The following is an 18491-nucleotide window of genomic DNA, read 5'->3' as shown; positions in this document are numbered from 1 at the left end:
CTAGTGCAGCACCTTGCTCTGCAGCACATCGGAACGCCGCCCCAGCACGTTCTCGCTGATCTGCACGAAGTCTTCGGTACTGACGCTGGGCAGGCGCATCAGCCCACGCACCACATCATCCAACGAACGTTTGGCCTGGGTGTGAATGCGGATTTCCTTGTCCAGCGCCTGCAACAGCATCACGCCGCGGGCCACCTGGGCCGGGCTTGCGCGTTCACCCTTGAGCCGGTTGACCTTGGCGCCCTGCTTGCTCAGACGCGCCTGCCAGACCTGGTAGCGGTCATCACTCATCCCGCCCGAGCGGCGTAGCAACTCGTTGGCGTAATAATCGGTCAGGCTCTCTACCAGCCAGTCACTGCCGTCACGCCCGTGAATCTGCGCGAACAGTTGCACCAATTCGCGCAGCAACGGGCTATTGCCGTTTTCGCTGACCATGGGCCGGGCACTGTTCAGGTACAACGAGCCCTGCGCAGCCATAGCCCCTCGCCACATGCCGTCACGCGCCCCGACCAACAGCAGCTTGGGCGGGTTACGCGGGAACACAGCTTGTAGTTGTGGCCAGACGAATGTGAGCAAGGTCAGGCTGTCCATGCGCCGCATGCCCTGCCCCACCGGCGCGGCCACGGTCACTTCGGTCTCGCCCAGGCGGGCGCGGCGGCTGCCCAGGTCGCCGGCAAGCATCCAGCCGGTCGGGCGATCGAACAGGCGCGACACGTTGTCGATGCGAAACTTCCCCTTGCCGATGCGCGGCCAGGACGTTTCGATGCTCTTCCAGCCCTCGGGCAGGTCGAAAGCCAGGCGCGCCACCAGCTCGGTACCATCCTGCTGGTCGAGGCGCGCAGGGGGTATCAGCTGGTCGCCGAGGAACAGTGCCCAGTGCGGGGTGATGCGCGATGAATAGGCGCCGCTGGCCAGCTTCTGGTCCAGTTGCACACGGTAGCTGAGGCTGGTCTTGCCGGCCGCTGGCTGCCAGATACCACGTTGCCCCTTCAGCTGCCATTGCCCATCAGCCTGGAAGCCGCTGTAGGCCCCAGCCTTGCCCAGGTCGAAGTCCAGGCTGCGCACGGCGCTGCCTTCGGCCAATGTCACGCGGACCTCGGCCTGGCCGCTGGCAGGCAGCAAGCGCACCTGGTAGTCGAGGTCGACCTTTTTCGCCCAGGCCGGCGAACTGGCCATCAGGCCCAACAGCAACAACAGCTGGCAACGCATACAGAAACTCCTTGTTTCCCCGAGGCAGCGGGCCGCGCCGGTCAGCTGGCGCGAAAGATCAGGTGGTCTTCCCAGTCGTCTTCGTGCACATCGTGTTCACTGAGCATACGTCCCGACTGGGAAATGCGCTGTTCATGAACCTGTTGCCGGTCGCCACAGACCAGGTGATGCCAGGCCGGCAAGTCCTTGCCCTCACTGACCAGACGGTAACCGCAGGTACTCGGCAGCCACTTGAACTGGTCGGCCTTGCCCGGGGTGAGCTGGATGCAGTCTGGCACTTGGGCGAAGCGGTTGGGGTAGTCGCGGCACTGGCACGTATCCAGGTCCAGCAATTTGCAGGCGATGCGCGTGTAATAGACGCTGTTGTCGTCTTCGTCCTCGAGCTTTTGCAGGCAGCACAGGCCGCAGCCATCGCACAGCGATTCCCACTCTTGCTGGCTGAGTTCTTCGAGGGTCTTGCGCCGCCAGAACGGCGCGTTTTCAGCGATCATCACACAGGGTTCCTGCCTTCATCTTGGGGGCCACGGCGCGCGGCGGCGCCAGTCTAGAGCCTGGCCTTCGGCAAAGCCAGACCGCTTGTCAGTCGCGACGGCACGCAGTAGCGTGCGCTTTTCCCGTCCGTTTGCAGGAGCCGCCATGAGCGCCAACCCCCGCATTGCCGATTACGCCATCAACGAGCAGTTCATCAACCGCTGGTCGCCACGCGCCTTCACCGCCGAGCCGATCAGCGAAGAAACCCTGCTGAGCTTCCTCGAAGCCGCCCGCTGGGCACCTTCGGCCTATAACTCGCAGCCTTGGCGCTTCCTGTATGCCCGCCGCGACACGCCGAACTGGGAGCGTTACCTGAGCCTGCTGGTGCCCTTCAATCGCAGCTGGGCGCAACAGGCGTCGGCGCTGGTGCTGGTCATTTCCAAGACCACGTTCGCGGCCCCGGGCGCTACGGAAGAAAAACCGGCGCTGTGGCACACCTTCGACACGGGCTCTGCCTGGGGGCACCTGGCCCTGCAGGCCAGCATCAGCGGCTGGCATACCCATGGCATGGCCGGCTTCGATCAGGACCTGGCACGTCAGGAACTGAAGATTCCCGAGGGTTACGTACTGCATGCCATGGTGGCGATCGGCAAGCTGGGGGACAAGGCCAGCCTGGATGAAGCCCTGCAGGCGCGTGAAGTGCCGAGCCCGCGCAAGCCGCTGAGCGAGCTGGCTGCTGAAGGCGATTTCAGCCTGTAAGGTTTGTGTTGGCAGTGCTGGCCTCTTCGCGGGCAAGCCCGCTCCTACGGGGGATCACCACCCTGTGCTGGAGCGGGTTTACCCGCGAAGAGGCCGGTACAGGCCACAGCGATCAGTAGCCCCGGGCGAAATCGACTTCACCCCGCAACCCCTGCCCCGCTTCATAAGCCCGCACATTCTCGACAAACAAGCGCACCATCGCTGTCGGCGAAGTGGGCGCCGAGCTGTGCCCGGTCAGCAGCAAGCCCCAGGCGGTCCAGAACGGGTGTTGCTTGGGCAACGGTTCCTGGCGGCACACATCGATCACGGCACCGGCCAGATGGCCCTCTTTCAACGCCTCGACCAGGTCGGCATCGACCACCGCCACACCACGCCCGGCATTGATGAACAAGGCCGAGGGCTGGAAGCACTTGAACAGCGCGGCGTCATACAGGTCATGAGTCGCCGGGGTATCCGGCAGGAGGTTCAGCACGTAGTCGACCTGGCCGACCATGCGCGGCAGGTCGGCCAGCGCCGCCACCTCGACGAACGGGGCCTGTTCACGGGCGCTGCTGGCAACCCCGTACAGCTCCACACCAAACGGCTGCAGGAACTCGGCCACACGCTGACCAATGTCGCCTGCACCCACAATGAGGACCTTGCGCCCTTCCAGGCTGCGCCCCGGGCGGTCATCCCAGCGCCGCTCGACCTGGCTGACCAGGCGCGACAACACCTCACGCTCATGGCCTAGCATATAGGTGAGCATGTACTCGGCCATCACCTGACCAAATATGCCAACTGCGCGGCTCAGGCGGTAATCACGCGGCAGGCCGTCGGCCAGCAACGGCGTGATACCGGCCCATGTCGACTGTATCCAGCCCGGCTTGTGGCCTTGGCGCAGCAGACTGGCCAGCAAGTCCGGCTGGCCCAGCCACACCGGGCACTGCGGTGCCTGGCGAGCCAGTTCAGCAGAGTCGCCGCTGGTCAGCACTTCCACTTCTGGCGCGGCTGCGCGCAAAAGCCCGGCGTATCGAGCATGGTCATGCTCAGCGATCAGTACACGCATGGTCAGACAGGGTCGTTGCGGCGCAGCAGCTCTTCGGGCAGGTGCTCGATGTACTCATCTTCCAGCGGCGGCATCTGCAGGTGGTAGCCTTGGCTTTCGAGGTTCTCCAGCACCTTGGTGATGTCCTCGCGGGCCAGCTTGCGCTCAGGGGTGAGCACCAGGTCGAAAGCGTGCACGGGGGTGCCGAAGAACGGCAGCAGGCCTTCAGGCACGCGTTCCAGGCCGTCAGCCTTGAGTACGTACAGGTACATTTCGTTCTTGCGTGGGCTCTTGTAGATCGAGCAAATGCGTTTCATCGGGTTTCTCCGGCACCTGCCAGGTTGTCCAGCAGGGCCTGGCCCATGCGCTCACGGCGCCAGCCGCGCAGCGAATCGGGCAGTTGATAAGGGCCATTGGGGTATCCGCTCTTGAGCAGCGCCTCCAGGGCTTTCTTGCGCAGCATCAGCTCGGGTGCAATCCCCAGGCGCTCGCCTTCGGCCTGGCCGATGGCACGCAGCTGCTTGAGAAGGCCAGCAGCCTCGATCGGCAGCGGCTCGGGCAAGGGCGCTGGCCATTGCTCGGCCGGCAGGCTGGCGGCGCGCTTGATCAGCTGGATGAGGAACTCACCGTCCTGACGAATGGTGCGCGGGTGCATCTCGTCGATCTTGGCCAAGGCCGACAGGTTGTTCGGCTGGCTTTTGGCCATGGGCCACAGCGAGTGCTCCTTGAGGATACGATTACGCGGCACATCGCGGTTGCGCGCTTCGCGCTCGCGCCAGGCGCACAGCTCACGTAGCACTGCCAGTTGTTGAGGCGCCAGCTTCCAGGCCAGCTTGACGTCGCGGTACAGGCTTTCGGGCTCGACTTCACGGCGCAACGCAGCCACCAGCTCGGCGCCGTCTTCCAGCACCCAGGCATACTTGTCGTCACTCAGCCGCGGGTGCAGCACGGTGAAAAGCTCGGCCAGGTGCACGGCATCTTCGGCAGCGTAGCTGACCTGGGTTTCCGAGAGCGGGCGTTGCAGCCAGTCGGAGCGGGTTTCGCCTTTGGGCAATTCGATGCCCAGCACTTCCTGCACCAGGCGCGAATAGCCCATGGAGAAGCCCAGGTTCAGGTAACCGGCGGCCAGCTGAGTGTCGAACAGCGGCTGAGGCAGCTTGCCGGTCAGGCGCAGCAGCACTTCGAGGTCTTCGCTGCAGGCGTGCAGCACCTTGACCACACCGCTGTCTTCCAGCAGGTCGGCCAAGGGTTGCCAGTTGCCGATCAGCAGCGGGTCGATCAGAAAGGCGCGTTGGCCGTCGCCGATCTGAATCAGCCCGGCTTTCGGGTAGAAGGTGTCGACCCGCATGAATTCGGTGTCGACGGCGACGAAGGGCAGTTGGTGCCAGTCGCGGCAGTGTTCGGCCAGGCTCTGGTCGTCACGGATCCAGTGAATTTCGATGGCCACAAGGCTCTCCCACTAACATTGGCGCGCAGTATATACGGCGCGGGCACTGCGGGTGAAACTGTCCCGCTTTTCGGGGGCAGTCCACCCTGTGGGAACGGGCGCGCCCGCGAATGAAGGCAACACGGTGTATGGCCCGGGCTTCGCCCGGGTTCGCGGGCATGCCCGCTCCCACAGGGCTTCAGCGCTTGGCCGCCAGCCAAGGCCGGCAACCGGCGAACATGTCCAGCGACTGCTGGTAGAGCTCGGTATGTACCTGCAACAGGCCAAGCATCGAGTGGAACAGGTTGTCCTGGGACAGCGGGGCATCGCTGAGCCGTGCCAGGCAGTCGGTATCGACGCCGAAGTCCTCTTTGTAGTTGTCGGAGAACCAGGTCAGCAGTGGTATGTGCTTCTGCTGCTCGGGAGCGATGGCGTACGGCGTGCCGTGCAGGAACAGGTTGTACTCACCCAGCGACTCGCCGTGGTCGGACAGGTAGATCATCGCCGTGTCGACCTTGTCTTGCTTGCTGCGCAGGGTATCGATCAGCGAGGCCAGCACCTTGTCGGTGTAGGCCAGGGTGTTGTCGTACCCGTTGATGATTTCCTCCTCGCTGCACTGGTTCAACGCGTTGCTCTGGCACACCGGGGTGAAGCGCTCGCCATCACTGAGGTAGCGCTTGAAGTACTCGGGGCCGTGGCTGCCCATCTGGTGCAGCACCAGCACGGTGTCCTTGTCGAGGTTGTCGATCAACGCGTCCAGGCCTTGCAGCAGGATCTGGTCATGGCATTCGCCATCGGCGCACAGCTGCGGGTCCTTGAGGTTGCTGACGTCGATGAACTGCACGCGATCGCAGGTGCCTTTGCAGCCCGACTGGTTGTCACGCCACTGCACGGCCAGGCCGGCACGCTGCAGGATGTCCAACAGCCCTTCGCGGTTCTTCGCTACGCGGGCGTCGTAGTCCTTGCGCTTCATGCCCGAGAACATGCAAGGCACCGAAACCGCCGTTTCCGTACCACACGAGTGCACGTCGGAAAACGCCAGCAGGCCCTGTTCCCTGGCGAGATTCGGCGTGGTATCGCGGTCATAGCCCAGCACGCCGAAATGGTCTGCCCGGGCACTTTCCCCGACCACCAGCACGGTCAGCGACTTGCGCTCATGTCTTTGCCAGGCCGCATCACGCTTGGCATCTTCACCATAATGCTGGAACGGGCGCGAAGCCGTACCGACACGCTCGCCGACATAACCAATGGAGGCCCCGACGATATTGCTGGGGGTGAGCATCAGGCGCAATTCGTGGTGATTGCGAAACAGCGACGACAGCCCTTGATAGTTGACCAACGCGACCGAGCCGATGGTCACCACACAGGCACCACTGACCACCAACTTGCCCAGCAGCTCGCGGTGCCAGGGGCGGTAGGCGATCTGCGCCTTCCACAGCAGCACCGATGGCAGCACACCCAGCAGCAGGATATACGCGGCAAACTTGAACGACATCAAGTCGCGCACTTCCGCAACATTGGTCTCGGCCATATTACGGAACATGCCGGCGTCAATAAGTACGCCGTACTGGTTCATGAAGTAAGCCACGCCCGCGCCACTCATGAACAACACGATAAGTACCGGCTTCACTACATACCGGAAGGCAATTAACGTGAGGATCAGATTGAACGCGAAGAGCATCAGCACAGCAAACGCCAGACGCAGCCACAACCCCGAAAGGCCGGCAGGAACCACCGCTTGCAGGTGCTCCCAGAGGAACATGTTGAAGCCAATCAGCAGATAAAGACTGGCCAGCAGCGTGACCCATTCAGTCCGCAGGGATTTGAAGTTGAGCATCAGCGTTCGCTATCAAGAGTGATGATCACCCCAGGCCAGAAGGCACTGTGGGAAGTTGGGCGAACTCTAGAAAGCACGTCATGAATTTTTTGTGAAAAACTTGGTAACAATTTCGTGAGGGTGTGTCTTTTATCGATTATCGCAAAACCATTCAGCTGCCATTCAGCCTGGACCGCCGTCACAAGCCTGAGCAAAGACAGCTATCCTCAATGGTCAGGACCTTACCGACAACCCTGACAGAGGTGAAGAAATGCCAGTTCCGCACGATCTGCTCGCTGACCTGCACGTTACCGCTGATGCATTCCAGGCACTCATAGAGAAGGATCAGGACCTGCACAAACTGCACAAGGAGTACAACGCCAAGGACAAGGAGGTGGTCGCCGCCGAAGGCAACGGCACCAACGACGAGACGGTCAACCGCCTGCGCAAGGAAAGGTTGCTGATCAAGGACAAGATCGAACGGATCATTCATCCGCCCAAATCCTGACAGGCATCTATTGAATCCACCGGCCTCTTCGCGGGTAAACCCGCTCCTACACCGATGCGCAGACCGTCGTAGGAGCGGGTTTACCCGCGAAAGGGCCGGACCTGCTGGCCAATGTCCCTGGCCGTTCACCGTTGTCGCCGCCACCGTATTCGCGGGTAAACCCGCTCCTACGCCAATGCGCAGACCGTCGTAGGAGCGGGTTTACCGCGAAAGGGCCGGACCTGCTGGCCAATGTCCCTGGCCGTTCACCGTTGTCGCCGCCACCGTATTCGCGGGTAAACCCGCACCTACGCCAATGCGCAGACCGTCGTAGGAGCGGGTTCACCCGCGAAAGGGCCGGGCCTGCTGGCCAATGTCCCTGGCCGTTCACCGTTCTCGCCGCTACCGTATTCGCGGGTAAACCCGCACCTACGCCAATGCGCAGACCGTCGTAGGAGCGGGTTCACCCGCGAAAGGGCCGGGCCTGCTGGCCAATGTCCCTGGCCGTTCACCGTTGCCGCCGCCACCGTATTCGCGGGTAAACCCGCTCCTACATCGATGCGCGTCCGTCGTAGGAGCGGGTTCACCCGCGAAAGGGCCTGCAGCCCTACACAGCAACCAGCGCTTTCAACGCCCCATCCAGGTCCTCGACTAGGTCACGGTAATCCTCGATCCCTACCGACAACCGCAGCAGGTTCTCGCTGATCCCCATCACCCCTTTCTGCTCTGGGCTCAGTGAGCAGTGCGACATGCTCCAGGAATGGTTGATCATGCTTTCCACCCCACCCAGCGAGTCGGCCAGCACAAAAATCTGCAGCGCCTCCACCAGGCGGTTGAGCGCGGCGCGGTCGCCTTTCACTTTCATCGCCACCACCGCCCCGCCACTGCGCATCTGGCGTCTGCACAGTTCATGCTGCGGGTGGCTTTCCAGCCCCGGGTAATACACCTGCTCGACCTGCGCGTGACCTTCCAGGAAGCGTGCCACCTGCAGGGCATTGGCGCACTGGCGCTCCATGCGCACATCCAGGGTCTTCAGACCGCGCAGGGCCAGGTAGCAGTCGAACGGCCCCTGCACCGCACCAATCGCCATGCTGATACGGCGCAGGCGTGCCAGCAACGCATCGTTGGCCGCCACCACCACACCGCCGGTGAGGTCGGAGTGGCCACCGATGTACTTGCTGGCCGAGTGCATCACCAAGTCCACGCCCAGGGTGATCGGGCGCTGGTTCCACGGCGAGCAGAAGGTGTTGTCGATGCAGGTGAGGATGCCCTTGGCCTTGGCCAGGTCGCACACCGCCTTGATGTCGACCAGGTGCAGCAACGGGTTGGTCGGCGACTCGATCCAGATCAGCTGGGTTTCCGGCTTGATCGCAGCCGCTACGGCTTCAATGTCGTTGAGATCCACATAGGTGGTGGTCAGCCCGGAGGTGCGGCTGCGGTAATCTTCCATGATGCGGAACGTGCCACCGTATACGCCGTTCATCACCACCACGTGGGCATCCTTGGGCAGCAGCTCAAGCACGGTTGCGGTGGCATTGACTCCCGAGGCGCAGGCCACAGCGCCCACGCCTTCTTCCAGGGCAGCGACACAGGTTTCGTAGGCATGCCGGGTGGGGTTGCCGACGCGGCTGTAGGAATATTCCGGCTTGTCATCCAGGCTGCGCTTGGTGAACGAACTGGCGGTGACGATGGCCGGGAAAATGGCGTTATCGGCAACGCTGAACTGCTCGCCGGCGTGAATGGTACGGGTGGCGAAATTGCGCGGCTTGTCAGACATGGTCAGGCCCATTGGCAGAATGAAAGCTGCAACTATCGCACAACCCAAATCGTCTGGCCTTGGGGTAATCTGTGAAATATTTTTCTGCACGGCCTGCGCGCGATATGGACAGTTTCGACCAGCACATTCTTACCCTGCTACAGCGTGATGCCTCAATCTCGCTGAAGGACCTGGCCGAGGCCGTCAACCTGTCCACCACACCGTGCTGGAAGCGGGTCAAGCGCCTGGAGGAAGACGGCTACATCCTCGGCCGCGTCGCCCTGCTGGACCCCGAACGGCTGGGGTTGGGGCTCACCGTGTTCGTCCAGCTCAAGACCCAGCGCCACGACAGCGCCTGGCTGGAGCAGTTTGCTGCGACCGTGACCGGGTTCGAGGAAGTGATGGAGTGCTACCGCATGTCCGGGGACTGGGACTACATGCTGCGGGTGGTGGTGGGTGATATTGCGGCGTATGACCGGTTCTACAAAAAGCTGATTACCCGTACCGATGGGCTATCGAACATCACCTCCAGTTTTGCCATGGAGCAGATGAAGTACACCACGGCTTACCCGGTGCATCGCGCCTGACCGGTGCTGGATTCTTCGCGGGCAAACCCACAGGATCACCTCAACCTCAAGCGCTGTGAGGTCCCGTAGGAGCGGGTTCACCCGCGAAGGGGCCGTTACAGGCACCCCATCAATCCGAGGCCAGCACCGCCGCAATGCGGTTCCCCGCCTTGGCTTTCACGACCTTGATCGCCACGAATTTCGAGGTCGGGGTATAGGTCCCCTCACCATAACTTTCCAGCGGTACCAACGGGTTGGTTTCCGGGTAATACGCCGCCGCCTGCCCCTCAGGCACGTCATACGCCACCAGGCGGAACCCCGACACCCGCCGCTCCACGCCATCCTCCCACAACGACACAAGGTCTACCTGCTCACCCGGTTCGAAGCCCAGGCGACGGATGTCCGCCTCATTGACGAACACCACTTCACGCAGGCCGAACACCCCACGGTAGCGGTCGTCCAGGCCATACAGGGTGGTGTTGTACTGGTCGTGCGAACGCAGGGTCTGCAAAATCAGGTCGGGCTTGTCACCACGGGCCAGTACCTTGGCGTTGACCAGTTCCTCGGGCAGCGCGTGGGGCATGAAGCGGGCTTTGCCCGTGGCCGTGCGGAAGTTGCGATCGGCGGCATTGTTGCCAAGGTGGAACCCGCCGGGGCTGCTCAAGCGTTCATTGAAACCGGTAAAGCCCGGAATCACGTCAGCGATCATGTCGCGAATGCGGTTGTAATCGGCCACCGCGTGCTCCCAGTCGATCGGCTGGTTGCCCAGCGTGGCCTTCGCCATGCCGGCAATGATCCACGGTTCCGAGCGCATATGCGGCGAGCGCGGGCGCAACTGGCCGTGGGAGATGTGCACCATGCTGAAGGTGTCCTCCACGGTCACGCCTTGCGGCCCTTCGGCCTGCAGGTCGATTTCGGTACGGCCCAGGCACGGCAGGATCAGCGCATCGCGGCCGGTGACCAGGTGCGAGCGGTTGAGCTTGGTGGAAATCTGCACGGTCAACGCGCAGTTCTGCAGCGCCGCGTGGGTGCGCGCGGTGTCCGGGGTGGCTTGGGCAAAGTTGCCGCCCAGGCCGATGAACACCTTGGCCCGCCCCTCTTCCATAGCCTTGATCGCCAACACCGCGTTGTGCCCATGGGTACGCGGCACACTGAACTGGAAGCGTTGTTCGATGGCATCGAGTAGCGCCGCCGACGGCTTCTCGTCAATGCCCATGGTACGGTCACCCTGCACGTTGCTGTGGCCCCGCACCGGCGACAGGCCTGCGCCGGGTTTGCCGACGTTGCCGCGCAGCAGCTGCAGGTTGACGATTTCCTGCACGGTCGGCACCGAATGGCGGTGCTGGGTGACGCCCATGGCCCAGCACATGATGACCCGCTCGGCCTTGCGATACATGCGTGCGGCCAGCTCGATCTCGGCCAAGGTCAAGCCCGACTGTTTGACGATGTGCTCCCAGGACGTGGCATCCACCGCCGCCAGGTAATCGTCGACGCCGCTGGTGTGCTCGGCGATGAAGGCATGGTCGAATACCGCCGGCTCGCCCTTGGCCTGTGCCTCGCGCTCCCATTGCAACAAGTACTTGGCAATACCGCGCATTGCCGCCATGTCCCCACCCAAGGCCGGGCGGAAGTAGGCGCTGGAGGTCGGCTCGGAGCCGTTGCTGAGCATTTCGAACGGGTGCTGCGGGTGCTGGAAGCGCTCAAGGCCTCGCTCTTTCAGCGGGTTGAAGCAGACGACCTGAGCGCCACGCTTGACCGCTTCGCGCAGGGGTTCGAGCATGCGCGGGTGGTTGGTGCCGGGGTTCTGCCCGATGACGAATATCGCGTCGGCCAGCTCCAGGTCGTGGAACACCACGGTGCCCTTGCCCACCCCGAGGGTTTCCGACATGCCCGCGCCGCTGGCTTCGTGGCACATGTTCGAGCAATCCGGGAAGTTGTTGGTGCCGTAGGCACGTACGAACAGCTGGTAGAGGAACGCCGCCTCGTTGCTGGCCCGGCCCGAGGTATAGAATTCGGCCTCATCCGGCGACTGCAGCGCACGCAGGTGCCTGGCGACCAGCTCGAAGGCCTCCTGCCAGGTGGTTTCGACATAGTGGTCGGTGGCGGCGTCATAGCGCATCGGGTGGGTGAGGCGGCCCTGGTATTCAAGCCAGTAGTCGGTCTGCTCCTTCAGCGCGCTGACGCTGTATTTGGCGAAGAAAGCCGGGTCGACCGAGCGGCCGGTGGCTTCCCAGTTGACCGCCTTGGCGCCGTTTTCGCAGAACTTGACCATGTCGCTTTCCGGCGACTCGCCCCAGGCACAGCCGGGGCAGTCGAAACCGCCGTTCTGGTTGGTCTTGAGCATGGCCCGCAGGTTCTTGAAGGCGTTGTCGCTGCCCAGCCAGCTCTTGGTCACGCTTTTGAGCGCCCCCCAGCCGGCAGCGGCGCCCTTGTAGTCCCTGATGTGTTCGTCCTGGCTCATGCGATGAATCCTCACGCTTCGGTGCTTTTTTCCAGCCTATGGAGCGTGGGAAGGGGCGTCCAATCGAAAGATCTTACGGCGTGATAAGCGGTTTCGATCACGGGCCGCCAGTGCCATACCAAACGATAGAGGCCATCGATCAACCGGTCAGGCAAAGCAATTTGACGGCCCTGCGGCCAGGTTATAGCTTGGAGTCATGTCCCAACCCATTCGAGTGCGAACGTGGAACAGAACAGCCGGGCCCTGATCGACGGCTTCAACCGGAAAATCGACTACCTGCGGATGTCGGTCACCGACCGCTGTGACTTCCGTTGCGTGTACTGCATGGCCGAAGACATGCAGTTTCTGCCGCGCCAGCAAATACTCAGCCTCGAAGAACTGTTCCAGGTGGCCGAGCGCTTCGTCGCGCTGGGCACCCGCAAGATCCGCCTGACGGGTGGCGAGCCACTGGTACGCCAGGGCATCGTCGACCTGTGCGGGCGCATCGCCGCCCTGCCCGGCCTGCGCGAGCTGTGCCTGACCAGCAACGGCTCGCAACTCGGGCGCCTGGCTCAGCCGCTGTTCGACGCCGGGGTGACACGCCTGAACATCAGCCTGGATAGCCTGGATGCCGACCGTTTCAAGCAGCTGACCCGCACCGGCGACCTTGCCCAGGTAATCGCCGGCATCGACGCCGCACGCCAGGCCGGTTTCAAGCGCACCAAGCTCAACTGCGTGGTACTCAAAGGCCGCAACGACCATGAACTGGTCGATCTGGTGCGCTTTGCCATCGAACGCGAGCTGGACATCACCTTCATCGAGGAAATGCCGCTGGGGGTGATAAGCGAGCATGAACGTGGCGAATCGTTCTGCTCCAGCGATGAAGTTCGGGCACGCCTGGCCGAGCAGTTCACGCTGGTCGAATCGACCGAGTCGTCCATGGGGCCGGCCCGCTACTGGCGCCTGGCCGAAGCCGCGAACACCCGGGTCGGCTTCATTTCCCCGCACAGCCACAACTTCTGCGCCACCTGCAACCGCGTGCGCCTTACCGTCGAAGGCCGCCTGCTGCTGTGCCTGGGCAACGAACACTCGGTCGACCTCAAGCACGTGCTGCGCGCCCACCCTGGCAACCCCGAACGCCTGGAAAAGGCCATTCGCGACTCGCTGCACCTCAAGCCCTATCGCCATCATTTTGAAGTCGGTGGCGATGTGCAGATCCTGCGCTTCATGAACATGACCGGCGGCTGAGCAGCCGTCTCTGGATTTCGATGATCGTCCCCCCCTCCACCGATGTGTTGCGCGTGTTGTTCACCCTCAAGGGGTCGATCGTCAAACGCATTGCCCTGCGTTGCCTGATGGTGACACTGCTGGCCGCGCTGATCGTGCTGGTCGAGCGGCATTATCCGGCGTATTTCTACCCGGTCAGCGCCACGCCGTTCACCTTGCTGGGCCTGTCGCTGTCGATCTTCATGAGCTTTCGCAACAACGCGTGCTATGACCGTTGGTGGGAGGGGCGCAAGGCCTGGGGCAAACTGATTATCGAAACCCGCTCGTTCGTGCGGGAAAGCGTGGCGATTGCCGACGAAACACTGCGCACCGAACTGCTGCGCAACCTGTGTGGTTTCGCTCATGCACTCAATGCCCGGCTGCGTAACGAGGACGAACGGGCAGCTGCCAGACCGTGGCTGGCACGGGCCGATGCGATCAGCCCGCACAATGTGTGCGACGGCATCCTGCGTGAAATCGGCGACCACTGTTCACGGTTGGCCGCACAGCAACAGATCAGCGAATGGCGCTACAACCTGCTGGAGCAACGCCTGGCGGGCCTGACCGAAGTGCAAGCCACCTGCGAGCGGATCAAGGGCACACCCTTGCCGTTTCCCTACACCCTGCTGCTGCACCGTACCATCTACATTTTCTGCCTGCTGCTACCGTTTGCCCTGGCCGAGCCGCTGGGCTGGCTGGCACCGCTGTTCACCACCATCGTGGGGTACACGTTCTTCGGGCTGGATGCGATCGGCAACGAGCTGGAAGACCCGTTCGGGCGCGATGAGAACGACCTGCCGACCGATGCCATGGTGCGGACTGTGGAGCGCGATGTGCTGGCCGGGCTGGGGGAACAGCAGCTGCCTCCTGCCTTGTTGCCGGTGGGGTATGTGTTGAGCTGACGGTGGGTGGTTGCCTGTTCTGGCCTCTTCGCGGGTAAACCCGCTCCTACATCGGCAACAGGTGTTTGACGAAGTTGCATGGCCGGTGCCGTGCATCCAGCTGCTCGGCCAGAATGCCTTCCCAGGCGGTGCGGCAGGCTCCGGTCGAGCCCGGCAGGCAACATACCAACGTGCGGTTGGACAACCCGGCCAACGCCCGGCTCTGCACGGTCGAGCTGCCAATATCGAGAATCGACAATGCCCGGAACAACTCGCCAAACCCATCGATACGCTTGTCCAGCAGGCACTCGACCGCTTCGGGTGTGCTGTCGCGCCCGGTAAAGCCGGTACCGCCGGTGATCAGCACCACCTGCACCTGCTCATCGGCAATCCAGCTGGCCACCTGAGCGCGGATCTTGTACAGGTCGTCCTTGAGCAGCGCTCGCGCCACCAGCCGGTGACCGACCTCGACCGAGCGGTTGGCCAGCAGCGCGCCGGAAGTATCGTTATCGTAGGTACGGGTGTCGCTGACAGTCAGCACGGCGATGTTCAGCGGTACGAAGACCGCATCAAGTTGGACGCGCACGGTGAAGCTCCTTGAAGGGCATTTTCACCACGCTAGAGGCATACCCCCAAAGGCGTCCAATCGATATGACGTACCGGCCGATCAATGACATCTATCGCAGACGTGGGTTAAGGTCTGCATAACCAGACGCCAGGCACTTTCATGGACATCAAGCAGCTCAAGTTCCTCATCGCCCTCGACCAGACCCGCCACTTCGGCCAGGCGGCGGCGCTGTGCCATATCACCCAGCCGACGCTGTCCATGCGCCTGCGCAACCTGGAAGACGAACTGGACCTGGTGCTGGTCAAGCGGGGCCAGCGCTTCGAAGGTTTCACCGAGGCCGGCGAGCGCATCCTGGCCTGGGCCCGCACCCTGCTCGCTGCCCACGACGGCCTGCAGGCCGAGGCTGCCAGTTGCCGTGGCCAGGTGGTCGGCAGCCTGCGCCTGGGCACGGTGCCGCTGGCCAGTTTCAACCCCATGCACCTGCTGCTGCCCCTGCGCGAAAAATACCCCGAACTGCACTTTCAGCTCAGCTCGCTGAGCTCGGAACAGGTCATCGACGGCCTCAGCCGCAACCAGCTCGACCTGGGTATCTGCTACCTGGACCAGGTCAACACCAGCTTCTTCGAAGTGATCGAACTGGGCACCACCACCATGGGCCTGCTGCACGATACACGGCACTTCCAGTTCGCCAGCGACCGGCTGCGCTGGGACGAGCTCGGCGATATTCCGCTGGGGCTGCTGAGCAAAGGCATGCACTACCGCCAGTCGCTGGACCTGAGCTTCCGCAGCCGTGGTCTGGAGCCCAATGCGGTGCTTGAGAGCGACTCGAGCTTCCAGCTTATCCAGGCCATCAACACCGGCATATGCTGCGCGATCATGCCACTGGACTGCGGCCTGGAAGACCTCAGCGAGCACCTGCGCATCGTACCGGTGGCCGACGCCGCCATCCACAGCCCGGTCGGGCTGCTGCTGCGCCGCAGCGAGCCACGCTCGGCGATTGCCGAGCAATGCTTTGCCGAGGCGCGGGGGCTGTTTCAGGCCACCTGATCGGCGGTAGCCTGGCGGTACTGGCGCGGCGTAAAGCCGGTCAGTTGCTTGAACTGGCGGCTGAAGGCGCTGTGGTCGGTGTAGCCGCAGCGCATCGCCACTTCAGTGATCGGCAGCTCCGAATGCAGCAGGCGATGGGCGTGCTCCAGGCGCGCCTTGTGGATCATCTGCCGGGGCGTGAGGTGGAACACCCGCTTGCAATAGCGCTCCAGCTGGGCCACGGAAATACCGGCGATGCGGGTCAGCTCGCCCATGCTGATCGGCTGGTGAAAATGCTGGCGGATGTGCTCGTCCACTGCGGCCAGGCGCTGGTAGGCGGGGTGGCTGTGGGCGGCTGACTGCAAGTCGACCGAGATGCCGACCAGGCCGATGATTTCGCCGCCAGGGTTGTACAGCGGGCGCTTGTGGGTCAGGCACCAGCCGGGCTCACGGCTGCCGTAGAGGTGCAGCTCCAACTGGTCCTCCAGCACCAGGCCTTCCTTGAGAACACGTCGATCCTGCTCGGTATAGCCGGGGCCAAACTGTGCCGGAAACACCTCGGCACTGGTCTTGCCCAGCAGCGGTTGCAGGCGCTTGAGGCCACAGCGCTGGACCAGTGTGTTGTTGGCCAACGCATAGCGGGCGGCAGAATCCTTGATGAAGATCGCGGCGTTGGGGATGGCGTCGAGCATCGGCAGCAACAGCGATACGCCGGCGAGCAGGGCCTCGAGGTTGGCGGGGCGGTGCTGGTCCAGGGACTGGTAGAGGGTTGCCAGGGGGGTGTCGGTCATCTGTCGGTTCTCTGCTGGCTGGGCCGGCCTCTTCGCGGGTGAACCCGCTCCTACAGGGCCCCCACAGATTTCGAATTCTGCGCCGTACCTGTAGGAGCGGGTTCACCCGCGAAAGGGCCGGCACTAGCACTGCATCTCTCAAACCCTTATCCGGTATGGCTTTGAGCCTATCCCCACGCTTTGCGCCTTACCACTGTTTTTCTGCAACTGTGCCGATTTCGTCATCCCCCTTGCAGAAAACCATCAAGAACCGCCGCCCTGATCGGTCCACTCTATGTCCCACGCAAGCCGCCCAAGTCCTACAAGAGCGCGGCCCAAAAAGCCGCATCTCGTGACATCAGACCTGCCTATCCAATAACCAACAAAAAGGCGAACCCATGTCAGGCAAATTCAAAAAACAGTTATCACTGCTGGACCTCACCTTCATCGGCCTAGGCGCCATCTTCGGCTCCGGCTGGCTGTTTGCCGCCAGCCACGTCTCGGCCATCGCCGGCCCGGCCGGCATCCTCTCCTGGTTTCTCGGCGGGTTCGCCGTACTGCTGCTAGGCATCGTCTACTGCGAGCTGGGCGCCGCCTTGCCCCGCGCCGGTGGCGTGGTTCGCTACCCGGTGTACTCGCACGGCCCACTGTTGGGCTACCTGATGGGCTTCATCACCCTGATCGCCTTTTCCAGCCTGATCGCCATCGAAGTGGTCGCCTCACGCCAATACGCCGCCGCCTGGTTTCCCGGGCTGACCAAGGCCGGCTCCAGCGACCCGACCGTGCTCGGCTGGCTGGTGCAGTTCGCCTTGCTGGGGCTGTTCTTCTTCCTCAACTACCGCAGCGTGAAAACCTTCGCCAAGGCCAACAACCTGGTCAGCGTGTTCAAGTTCATCGTGCCGCTGCTGGTGATCGGCGTGCTGTTCACCTTCTTCAAACCGGAAAACTTCGAGGTCCAGGGCTTTGCCCCGTTCGGCCTGTCCGGGGTGGAGATGGCGGTATCCGCCGGTGGCATCATCTTCGCCTACCTGGGCCTGACGCCGATCATATCGGTGGCCAGCGAGGTGAAGAACCCGCAGCGCACCATCCCGATTGCGCTGATTCTTTCGGTGTTGCTGTCCACCGCGATCTACGCCTTGCTGCAACTGGCCTTCCTCGGCAGCGTACCGACCGAAATGCTGGCCAACGGCTGGGCCAGCGTGACCAAGGAACTGGCCCTGCCCTACCGTGACATCGCCCTGGCCCTGGGTGTGGGCTGGCTCGCCTACCTGGTGGTGGCCGACGCAGTGATCTCGCCAAGCGGCTGCGGCAACATCTACATGAACGCCACCCCACGCGTGATCTATGGCTGGGCGCAGACCGGCACCTTCTTCAAGTACTTCACCCGCATCGATGCAGAGTCCGGCATCCCGCGCCCAGCCCTGTGGCTGACGTTCGGCCTGTCGGTGTTCTGGACCCTGCCGTTCCCGTCGTGGGAAGCGCTGATCAACGTGGTATCCGCCGCGCTGGTGCTGAGCTACGCCGTGGCCCCGGTCAGCGTCGCCGCCCTGCGCCGCAATGCACCACACATGCCGCGCCCGTTCCGGGTCAAGGGCATGGCTGTGCTCGGCCCGCTGTCGTTCATCATCGCTGCGCTGATCGTGTACTGGTCGGGCTGGAACACCGTGTCGTGGCTGCTGGCCCTGCAGATCGTGATGTTCGTGCTGTACCTGCTGTGCAGCCGTTTCGTACCCACCCAGCACCTGTCGCTGGGTCAGCAAGTTCGCTCGTCGGCGTGGCTGATCGGGTTCTATGCGCTGACCATCCTGCTGTCGTGGCTGGGCAGCTTCGGCGGCCTGGGCGTCATCGGCCACCCATTCGACACCGTGGTCGTGGCGGCCTGTGCACTGGGCATCTACTACTGGGGCGCCGCCACGGGTGTGCCTGCCCACCTGGTGCGCCTGGAAGGCGACGACGAAAGCGAAGCCTGCGCTGAAACCTCTAACGGCCGCCCTGTTGCCGTCGCTTCCTGATCTTTTACGCAAGG

17 protein-coding genes are annotated in these 18491 nt (G+C 63.1%); 7 read left to right on the top strand and 10 right to left on the bottom strand.

What is annotated here, in order from left to right; translation table 11 throughout:
* Both ACI7M0_RS06850 and ACI7M0_RS06845 read right to left on the bottom strand, forming a co-directional pair.
* Positions 1-1209 carry a hypothetical protein gene (locus ACI7M0_RS06850; protein ID WP_012051503.1) on the bottom strand — a complete coding sequence of 403 codons (1209 nt, stop codon included), beginning with the start codon at positions 1207-1209 and terminating at the stop codon, positions 1-3.
* Positions 1210-1250: 41 nt separating this feature from the next.
* Positions 1251-1700: a YcgN family cysteine cluster protein gene (locus ACI7M0_RS06845; protein WP_129933363.1), complete on the bottom strand. Its 450-nt coding sequence runs from the start codon at positions 1698-1700 to the stop codon at positions 1251-1253.
* A gap of 145 nt (positions 1701-1845) precedes the next feature.
* On the opposite strand from ACI7M0_RS06845, the gene ACI7M0_RS06840 reads away from it, so the two are divergent.
* Entirely contained in the window at positions 1846-2439 is a 594-nt protein-coding gene (locus tag ACI7M0_RS06840; protein ID WP_014590030.1) for a nitroreductase family protein, read from the top strand.
* 112 nt (positions 2440-2551) lie between these two features.
* Here ACI7M0_RS06840 and ACI7M0_RS06835 read toward each other — a convergent pair whose 3' ends face one another.
* From ACI7M0_RS06835 to ACI7M0_RS06820, 4 genes are all read right to left on the bottom strand, one after another.
* Positions 2552-3484, bottom strand: coding sequence for a D-2-hydroxyacid dehydrogenase (locus tag ACI7M0_RS06835; protein WP_104960988.1), 933 nt, complete (start codon positions 3482-3484; stop codon positions 2552-2554).
* A gap of 2 nt (positions 3485-3486) precedes the next feature.
* Positions 3487-3780, bottom strand: a complete 294-nt coding sequence (locus ACI7M0_RS06830; RefSeq protein WP_010955258.1) for a YcgL domain-containing protein — start codon at positions 3778-3780, stop codon at positions 3487-3489.
* A complete protein-coding gene (gene rnd, locus ACI7M0_RS06825; protein ID WP_129933365.1) occupies positions 3777-4910 on the bottom strand; it encodes a ribonuclease D in 1134 nt (377 codons plus the stop codon). Before rnd ends, ACI7M0_RS06830 begins: the two co-directional genes overlap by 4 nt.
* Positions 4911-5088: 178 nt before the next feature.
* Positions 5089-6726, bottom strand: coding sequence for a phosphoethanolamine transferase (locus ACI7M0_RS06820; RefSeq protein ID WP_129933367.1), 1638 nt, complete (start codon positions 6724-6726; stop codon positions 5089-5091).
* Positions 6727-6976: 250 nt separating this feature from the next.
* Here ACI7M0_RS06820 and ACI7M0_RS06815 point away from each other — a divergent pair, with 250 nt between their 5' ends.
* The gene (locus ACI7M0_RS06815) at positions 6977-7213 is read left to right on the top strand and encodes a YdcH family protein (protein WP_064491842.1); all 237 of its coding nucleotides are present in this window, start codon (positions 6977-6979) and stop codon (positions 7211-7213) included.
* 586 nt (positions 7214-7799) lie between these two features.
* Here the strand turns inward: ACI7M0_RS06815 and ACI7M0_RS06810 are convergent.
* Positions 7800-8981 carry a PLP-dependent aspartate aminotransferase family protein gene (locus ACI7M0_RS06810; RefSeq protein ID WP_104960986.1) on the bottom strand — a complete coding sequence of 394 codons (1182 nt, stop codon included), beginning with the start codon at positions 8979-8981 and terminating at the stop codon, positions 7800-7802.
* A gap of 92 nt (positions 8982-9073) precedes the next feature.
* Here ACI7M0_RS06810 and ACI7M0_RS06805 point away from each other — a divergent pair, with 92 nt between their 5' ends.
* The gene (locus tag ACI7M0_RS06805; protein ID WP_003254691.1) at positions 9074-9535 is read left to right on the top strand and encodes an Lrp/AsnC family transcriptional regulator; all 462 of its coding nucleotides are present in this window, start codon (positions 9074-9076) and stop codon (positions 9533-9535) included.
* 109 nt (positions 9536-9644) lie between these two features.
* Here the strand turns inward: ACI7M0_RS06805 and ACI7M0_RS06800 are convergent, their stop codons facing one another.
* A complete protein-coding gene (locus ACI7M0_RS06800; protein ID WP_129933369.1) occupies positions 9645-11975 on the bottom strand; it encodes an FdhF/YdeP family oxidoreductase in 2331 nt (776 codons plus the stop codon).
* A gap of 222 nt (positions 11976-12197) precedes the next feature.
* On the opposite strand from ACI7M0_RS06800, the gene moaA reads away from it, so the two are divergent.
* Together moaA and ACI7M0_RS06790 are read left to right on the top strand one after the other, a co-directional pair.
* Complete coding sequence (moaA, locus tag ACI7M0_RS06795; protein ID WP_003254695.1) at positions 12198-13202, top strand: GTP 3',8-cyclase MoaA; 1005 nt, start codon at positions 12198-12200, stop codon at positions 13200-13202.
* Positions 13203-13222: 20 nt separating this feature from the next.
* Complete coding sequence (locus ACI7M0_RS06790; protein ID WP_020192396.1) at positions 13223-14122, top strand: bestrophin family protein; 900 nt, start codon at positions 13223-13225, stop codon at positions 14120-14122.
* 46 nt (positions 14123-14168) lie between these two features.
* On the opposite strand, the gene moaB is transcribed toward ACI7M0_RS06790, so the two are convergent.
* Positions 14169-14687: a molybdenum cofactor biosynthesis protein B gene (moaB, locus tag ACI7M0_RS06785; protein ID WP_003254698.1), complete on the bottom strand. Its 519-nt coding sequence runs from the start codon at positions 14685-14687 to the stop codon at positions 14169-14171.
* 141 nt (positions 14688-14828) lie between these two features.
* Here moaB and ACI7M0_RS06780 point away from each other — a divergent pair, with 141 nt between their 5' ends.
* A complete protein-coding gene (locus ACI7M0_RS06780) occupies positions 14829-15716 on the top strand; it encodes a LysR family transcriptional regulator (RefSeq protein ID WP_003254701.1) in 888 nt (295 codons plus the stop codon).
* Here ACI7M0_RS06780 and ACI7M0_RS06775 read toward each other — a convergent pair.
* Positions 15704-16486 (bottom strand): AraC family transcriptional regulator, encoded by a 783-nt coding sequence (locus tag ACI7M0_RS06775; protein WP_129933371.1) that lies wholly within the window; start codon positions 16484-16486, stop codon positions 15704-15706. The genes ACI7M0_RS06780 and ACI7M0_RS06775 overlap by 13 nt on opposite strands.
* A gap of 377 nt (positions 16487-16863) precedes the next feature.
* Here ACI7M0_RS06775 and ACI7M0_RS06770 point away from each other — a divergent pair, with 377 nt between their 5' ends.
* The gene (locus ACI7M0_RS06770; RefSeq protein ID WP_104960981.1) at positions 16864-18477 is read left to right on the top strand and encodes an APC family permease; all 1614 of its coding nucleotides are present in this window, start codon (positions 16864-16866) and stop codon (positions 18475-18477) included.
* The last annotated feature ends 14 nt before the right edge of the window (positions 18478-18491 follow it).

Origin of the sequence: Pseudomonas sp. 10(2024) (assembly GCF_045164175.1) — a bacterium.
Classification (GTDB): Bacteria; Pseudomonadota; Gammaproteobacteria; order Pseudomonadales; family Pseudomonadaceae; genus Aquipseudomonas; species Aquipseudomonas alloputida.
Note: the sequence above shows the minus strand (reverse complement) of the source record. Positions and strands in the feature narration are given on the sequence as shown.